Source organism: Mesorhizobium sp. M0664, from assembly GCF_040320565.1.
In the GTDB taxonomy this organism is placed as follows: domain Bacteria; phylum Pseudomonadota; class Alphaproteobacteria; order Rhizobiales; family Rhizobiaceae; genus Mesorhizobium.
This window is the reverse complement of record NZ_JAMYPW010000064.1, coordinates 20,645-27,510: the sequence shown is the minus strand read 5'-3', so window position 1 is coordinate 27,510 and position 6,866 is coordinate 20,645. Positions and strand designations below refer to the sequence as shown.

Here is a 6,866-nt window from a genome sequence, read left to right as displayed (position 1 = left end):
ATCCACCATCGCGAATCTCCCTGCTCCAACCTCACAACAGAATCACTGATCGGCTTCTGTGCAAAGATCCCACATGGGGAGAAGGAAGAAGCTGCCGCGCTACTCCGCCTCGGCCACCATCTGCCTTCCACCAACCCAGTCGCGCCACGCCCTCTCATCACCATGGAACACGTTGAGGTCGATGCGGCCTCTTACGCCGTGCGACAGGCCGGACCCGGAATATTGCCAGAACAGCCATTTGCGGCCGGGATAAACCTTTGACGGGTGCGCCGCCACGGCGCGCAGCCAGAATGGATAATCTGGGAAGGCGCCCCTGAGATTGTCACGGTAGAAGTCAGGCGCGGTGTAGATGATTGGGCGCTGGCCGTAGTAGCGCTCGAGCTTGTCCATGAACACCTGCATCTTCTCCAGCACCTTTTGCCGCGACGGGCGGCGCTTGCAGCTGGATTCGCCGTTCCACTCGACGTCGATCACCGGCGGCAGCGCGCCCTCGACCCTCGGCACATTGCGGATGAACCAGTCGGCCTGCTCGCCGGCGGTGCGGCACCAATAGAAGAAGTGGTACGCGCCGCGCTTGAGGCCGGCGGCTTCGGCACTACGCCAGTTCCTGGTAAACATCGGGTCGAGATGATCGCCGCCGTCGGTCGCCTTGATGTAGGCGAAGTTTGCGCCCTGGGCGCGCAGCTTTTGCCAGTTCACATTGCCCTGCCAGCGCGAAACGTCGACGCCGTGGACGGCAAGGCGCCTCGGCGAGGAGGATTTACCGAAATTGATCGGCTTGGCGTCGCGAAAACCATAGCGCGTGACCGGCTCGGCAAGCATCGCCGGTGCTGCGCGTGTCAGCCGCTTCGGCGGCGCCATCAGCGCGATCACCTCGGCCGGCGGATCGATGCTTTGGTCGGGTACGTCCATCGCGACCTGTTGTTCGTCCTGCTCCTGTTCCGCGAAGGCTGGCGCAGCATCAGTTTTCGCCACGGATGCCACCGGCGCGGGCGGCCGCACAACCGAGCTGGTCGTCTCGCTGGACGGCACTTGCAGCGCATCGACGCCGGATGTCGATGTGCAGCCGGCAAGGCACAGCGCTGCGATCGAAAAGATGACGACGCCTGATAACCGCATCTGGACCTGTACGCAAAACACAACAGACCGAAGGCAGGACAACGCCGCCGGACAAACCAAGCTGGATTCCTAACAAGAAACTACCAACAAAGTTTGAATCGAATTGTTAGGGCTTTGCATCGGGACGTTGGCCCGGACGGAGGTGCGCTATCCCCCAGCGTTCGGCCACGTGGCTGCCTCGCAATCCCGCTTGACAACTCACGGCATGAGATTAGTCTCCATTAATCTTACGGTGTAAGGCCATACTTGGGAGGAAGTCATGCAGCCCGCCGCCTTGTCAGAATTGCAGCCCGTAGCCCCGCCCGAGCCACACTCGCCCGCCATCGGGATCGACGAGATATCTGGCGATCTCAGCCGCACCATCGAACGCGCCGAGGTCGATGCCTGGCTCGACCTCTATCGCGCCGCCCCGGCAGACTTTGCCGCAAGGCAAGGCCTTGCCATCGCCGAAGATGGCGATCTCGTCTGGACCACCTGCACGACGATCCCGTTCATCCATTTCAACTGCGTCAAGAATTTCGGTGTCGATAGCGCAGCCACCGAGAGCCGGCTTGACGCGCTTCTGGCGCATTATCGCGAGGCCGGTATTCTGAGGCCCTGGTTCTACACCAATCCACATACCGAGCCGGCGACGCTCAGCTGCTGGCTCGAGGCGCGCGGCTTGCAGCGTCAGGGCGGCTGGGAACGCATCTTTCGCGACGCCGCGCCATTGCCAGCGGAGCCGCTTTTCCCGACTGAGAACGTCTCGGTCGAGCGGGTGACGCCGGCAACGGCAAGGGAATGGGCTGGGTTCATCGACAGCCAATATCGGTTGCCGACCTCACCGTGGTTGCTGGCGCTGGCCGGCCGACGCGGCTGGCATCATTACATGCTGCGGCGGGACGGCGCGGTGGCGGCGGTGCGCTCGATGTTCATCGGTGCCGACGGCATGGCCTGGAGCGGCATCGACGCGCCGGTTCCCGGCATCATGGCGCCGAGCTTCGACCTCGATGCAATGCTCGGCGAAGCGATGGTGCGCGACGGACTTGCGGGCGGTGCAAAACTGTTCGTCGCCGACATCGAGGCGCCGCAGTCCGAACGCGACGGGCCGGCCTACCGCAACTATGCACGCCTCGGCTTCAAGCTTGCCTATTTCCGCAGCCATTACAGCTATTTGCCGGCAAATTCCGGCTGACCGTTTCAAGACCCTAGCCGCACAGCCACAGCTTGTGGGAGGTCGTGGCCATCAGGTGGGCCGGCGGTACAAAACGATCGTTGACCGCCACATCATCGTCCGCCCGGCGGACTTTTTCCTCGAGCAGCGTACGAAGTTCTGCCGGCTGCACGCGGTCGCGCTCCATCACCAGCTTGATCATCGGATCACTCAAGAGCTCGTCCAGGGTGTTGATGCTGTCGTTCATTCCGTCGCCTCCTCGACTGCCGCCCGCACGCAATAGATAGGCAGCAATGATGGCCCGCCAATGACGCTTTGCCGGCTATCTCGTGTCGCTTCGGATTAAATTTTGTCCAGATTCCACCTCAAGCCGGAGGTGGCGCGCCTTCAAACTGCGGCAGGCCGTCGTCGATCTGCACCCAGGGCTGCTTCGAGGCGGTCCAGATATGCATCTCAGGCCTGAACAACGAGGGATCATCGAGCGAGCCGGTGGTGATGCCGATAATGCCGGCGGAATCGCGCCGGGAAAACATCGTCGTGCCGCAGCGCGGGCAAAAGCCGCGCTTGAGATCGGGCGAGGAATTCACCGTCGCCAGCGGTCCGTCGACCGTCACATCATCGATGCGGAACAGCACGCGCGCATTGAAGGCGGCACCCAGCGCCTTCTGGCACAACCGGCAATGGCAGACGCGCTCATTGATCGGTGCCGCCTCGGCGCGGTAGCGCACCGCGCCGCACAAACACCCGCCCTGATATCTTGCCATCACCCGCGTCCCTGCCCTGTGAGGATAGGCGGCATACCTATCGATAGGCGTGGCAGCGTCAATTGAAAAGCTTTGATGGCGCCATCTATAGCTGTGATGCGGCCAATACACGATTGGCCGATGCGCCGGGCCAAGGCACCATGGGCGAAATGCCGGCCATCTCGCGGAAGACGGCCGGCAGACAATTGACTGGGCGTCAGTTCGTTTCGTTGACGACCTCGTCCCAGGTCTTGACCTTGGTCTGGCCATTGAGGAACGGCAGCGCGGCAGCTGTCAGTTCCGGCGCGAAGAACACATCGTAGTGGGTGCGGTTCGGCACGATCGCCAGGCGGTTCTGCGACAGGTTCTCGCGCATCCAGCCGGCGTCCTTCAATCCTCCGCCGAGCATCTGGTAGAATTTGATCTCGTGCTCGGGCCGGTACATGTCGCTGTCGCCGAACACCAGCATCACCGGCATTTTCAGCTTCGGCACGTCGGCGGAATAATCGTAGTCCTTGCGCATATAGGCGCCGAGCTGGTCGAGCAGTTTCGGAAAATCCTCCGGATGCGGCGCAACCGCGACGTAGGATTTGTACATCGGCGTGTCCTTCATCATGTCGGCCATCGCCGCGCCGACTTGTGCCTGCTGGCCACGCATCTCCGCGTAGAAGCCGTCCGCGGCGTAGCCGGTCGAGACCAGCACCAGGCGGCGCACCGCTTCAGGCTGCTGCACGGCCATGCGGAAGGCGACGCCGCCACCCAGCGAATAACCCATCACGTCGACCTTGTCGTAGCCGAGCGCCTTGACGATCGCCGCCATGTCGTCGCCCATCGCCTCCAGGCTGAGCGGCCGGTCGCCGAGTGCGGTGCGGCCATGGCCCTGCAGGTCAACGCCGATGACGGTGCGGTTCTCGGTAAGCTTCGGCAGGATCGGCGCGAACATGTCGGTCGTGCCGAGACCGCCATGCAGCAGAAGCAGCGGCTCGCCCTTGCCGTAGACGGCGTAATAATAGTTCAGGCCGTTGATCGGCAGCAGGCCGGATTTTTCCGGCGTCGGCAGTGTTGCGGTTGCGGTCGTCATGGCGGGCTTGGCCTCCTCTGCGTTGATGGTGCCCGGCGCGGCAAATAGCGCGGCGGCCGAGGCGAATATGGCGAAAAATACCGATCTGGACACGTCAGTCTCCCTCTCCCGTTTGCATCAAAGTCGCTTTGCGACCTCCTCAAGCTGTTCGGCGCACTGGCCCCAGCCCTCGTGAAAACCCATTTTCTCGTGCTGTTCACGGTCGGCGACCGACCAATGCGCGACGCGGGCAATGTAGCGGGTCTTGCCCTCGCCCTCGTCCTCGAAGGTCAGCACGACCGTCATGAACGGCTTTTCGGACGGCTCCCACGCCTTCGTATAGGCATCGGTGAAGACGAGCTTTTTGCCCGGTACGACTTCGAGGAAGATGCCTGGATTCGGGAACTCCTTGCCGTCGGGATCGGCCATGACGACAAGGGTGGAGCCACCGGTCCGCACATCCAATTCGGCGCGCGGCGTCATCCACGGCTTCGGCGAGAACCATTGCGTCAACAGCTTTGGCTCGGTCCAGCAGCGATAGACGTTCTCGTGCGGCGCATCGATGATGCGGGCGAGAACCAGCTCGCGATCGGAGTTGGGGGCGATGTCGAGCTTGGTGGTCATGATGTTTCCTCACACGTCGGTTTTGGCTTCCGTGTCTAGGACGAACCGACAAGACGCAAGCCGACACGGTCCGCGAAAAAATCCGCGGGACAGGAGATTCGAACGACGGAAATAAGTGGCTTCAGTGGCGCTTGGCTTGCACCAGATAGGCGTCGATCTCGGTCTCGCCGAGCCACTTGGCCGCTTCCAGCCGATGCAACCCTTCGACCAGGATGTGGCGCTTGCCGTCATGGCGCACCTGGATCGGCATCTTCATGCCGTTTTCCAGAATGTCCTCGGCCAGATAGCGGACGGTCTCGGGATGCAGCGTCTTCTTGCGCGCCGTCGGCACGTAGATATCGTTGACCCTGACCTTTTGCACTCTCAGCATATCGGCTCCCGTGGCGGACAAGGCCGCGTTTTGTGAGATAGTCTGTTTGTCCGGCAACGCCAAGGGAGCGCCCGGCAATGGCTGGCCCGATCGTTTCCAATTGACGCTTGGCCGGCGGATGGCCGAAATGGCGGCCTTCGACCTTAGCGGTGTCCATGAACCACCTGCCGACCGAGTTTCCCGATTTCGGACTGACGCCGGAGCAGCGAGGCCAGGCGGTGCGCAGCCATTACTGGGAATGGCCGGGGATGGATGGCGGGCGCGGCGAAATCTGGTGCTACAGCGACCGTTTTTCCTACCGTCCTGGCGAGATGGTGGCACTGCATGTCAGTTCGACGGCCGTCAGTTTCGGCATCGCGATCATCCGCGACGGCGGCGCGGAAACGACAATGTTCGAAGGGACCGGAATCGCGGCGCGCTGGCAAGATACGCCGGACCAATGTTCGGTCGAAGGCTGCGGCTGGCAAGCGTCGTTCGAGTTTCGCATCGGCGACGACTGGCCGTCCGGCGCCTATCGCGTGACGCTGACAGCAGATGGCCGGGACGGCAAGCCGATCCGCTGCCACCATCTTTTTATCGTCGCGCCACAGCCCGGCAAGAAGCCTGGCCGTGTGCTGCAGGTGGCGGCCACCGGCACCTGGCTCGCCTACAATACGTGGGGCGGTTCCAACCATTACGAAGGCATCACCGGGCCAAGCCGGGACCAATATGCACGAATGGTGTCGACCCAACGGCCGTGGTGCCGCGGCTTCGTCGTGCTGCCCAGGGACGCGCCGCGCGTGCCGCTCGAAGTCGCCGTGCCGCCAAAAACCGTGCCGCGCTATCCGCACATGGAATGGGCCTTTGCTACCGGCCATTCGAAGAAATACGCCTCGTCCGGCTGGGCAAGCTACGACAGCCATTTCTTCCGCTTCGCCGAGCGTGCCGGCTACGCCGTCGATCTCGCCAGCCAGCACGATCTGCATTTTTCGCCCGACATTCTCGACGGCTATGACTGCGTCGTCCTGGTCGGCCACGACGAATATTGGACCTGGGAAATGCGCGATGCGGTCGACACCTATGTCGAGCGCGGCGGTCATGCGGCGCGCTTTGCCGGCAATTTCATGTGGCAGACCAGGCTGGAGGACGAAGGCCGCCGGCAGGTCTGCTACAAATACCGCGCTCGCGCCGAAGACCCGGCCTATCGCGGCGGCGATATAAGGCGCGCCACCAATTCCTGGGAAGCGCCGGAAATCGGCCGGCCGGGTGCCGCGACCTTCGGTCTCAACGCGACAAGAGGCGTCTATGCCGGCTGGGGCGGCTGCGCGCCGCGCGGCGTACGCGGCTTTCCGGTCTACCGGCCGGAGCATTGGGCGTTTGCCGGCACCGGCATCTACTATGGCGATCTGCTCGGCGCCGACAGCCATGTCTATGGCTACGAGGTCGACGGGCTCGATTTCGAGATCCGCGGCGGCCTGCCCTACCCCACGACCACTAGCGGTGCGCCGGACGGCCTGCAGGTGCTCGCGGTCGGCATGGCGAGCCAGGTCGAGGAAAGCGCCGACATTGCGTTCGAGGACCAGTTTCTCGGCGACGAGGACGGACGCTTCACCGCCGAGACGCTGTTCGGCGAGGCAAGCGATGCCAACCTCGACAAGGTCAAACGCGGCAACGGCATGATCGTCAATTTCCCGCGCGGCAAAGGCGAGGTGTTTCACGCCGGAAGCTGCGAATGGGTTGCCGGCCTGCTAAGGCAGGATGCGATTGTCGAGCGCGTCACCAGAAATGTCCTTGACCGCTATCTTGGAAAGCCATGAC

At 62.9% G+C, this 6,866-nt stretch carries 8 protein-coding genes; 2 read left to right on the top strand and 6 right to left on the bottom strand.

The window, feature by feature from the left end; translation table 11 throughout:
* Positions 1–99: 99 nt before the first annotated feature.
* Positions 100–1,119 (bottom strand): glycoside hydrolase family 25 protein, encoded by a 1,020-nt coding sequence (locus tag NKI39_RS31740; RefSeq protein WP_352836841.1) that lies wholly within the window; start codon positions 1,117–1,119, stop codon positions 100–102.
* A gap of 259 nt (positions 1,120–1,378) precedes the next feature.
* Between NKI39_RS31740 and NKI39_RS31735 the strand changes: the two genes are divergently transcribed.
* A complete protein-coding gene (locus NKI39_RS31735) occupies positions 1,379–2,293 on the top strand; it encodes a hypothetical protein (protein ID WP_352836838.1) in 915 nt (304 codons plus the stop codon).
* Positions 2,294–2,306: 13 nt separating this feature from the next.
* Here the strand turns inward: NKI39_RS31735 and NKI39_RS31730 are convergent, their stop codons facing one another.
* The 5 genes from NKI39_RS31730 to NKI39_RS31710 form a co-directional block, all read right to left on the bottom strand.
* A complete protein-coding gene (locus NKI39_RS31730) occupies positions 2,307–2,519 on the bottom strand; it encodes a hypothetical protein (protein ID WP_352474035.1) in 213 nt (70 codons plus the stop codon).
* 118 nt (positions 2,520–2,637) lie between these two features.
* Positions 2,638–3,036 carry a GFA family protein gene (locus NKI39_RS31725; protein WP_352457758.1) on the bottom strand — a complete coding sequence of 133 codons (399 nt, stop codon included), beginning with the start codon at positions 3,034–3,036 and terminating at the stop codon, positions 2,638–2,640.
* Positions 3,037–3,232: 196 nt separating this feature from the next.
* Positions 3,233–4,189, bottom strand: a complete 957-nt coding sequence (locus NKI39_RS31720) for an alpha/beta fold hydrolase (protein ID WP_352782725.1) — start codon at positions 4,187–4,189, stop codon at positions 3,233–3,235.
* A gap of 24 nt (positions 4,190–4,213) precedes the next feature.
* On the bottom strand, positions 4,214–4,699 hold the full coding sequence (locus tag NKI39_RS31715; protein WP_352541415.1) for an SRPBCC family protein: 486 nt from the start codon (positions 4,697–4,699) through the stop codon (positions 4,214–4,216).
* A 121-nt stretch (positions 4,700–4,820) separates the two neighbouring features.
* Positions 4,821–5,069 carry a ParB N-terminal domain-containing protein gene (locus NKI39_RS31710; RefSeq protein WP_352836836.1) on the bottom strand — a complete coding sequence of 83 codons (249 nt, stop codon included), beginning with the start codon at positions 5,067–5,069 and terminating at the stop codon, positions 4,821–4,823.
* Positions 5,070–5,224: 155 nt separating this feature from the next.
* Between NKI39_RS31710 and NKI39_RS31705 the strand changes: the two genes are divergently transcribed.
* Positions 5,225–6,865 carry a N,N-dimethylformamidase beta subunit family domain-containing protein gene (locus NKI39_RS31705; RefSeq protein WP_352836834.1) on the top strand — a complete coding sequence of 547 codons (1,641 nt, stop codon included), beginning with the start codon at positions 5,225–5,227 and terminating at the stop codon, positions 6,863–6,865.
* Position 6,866 lies beyond the last annotated feature (1 nt).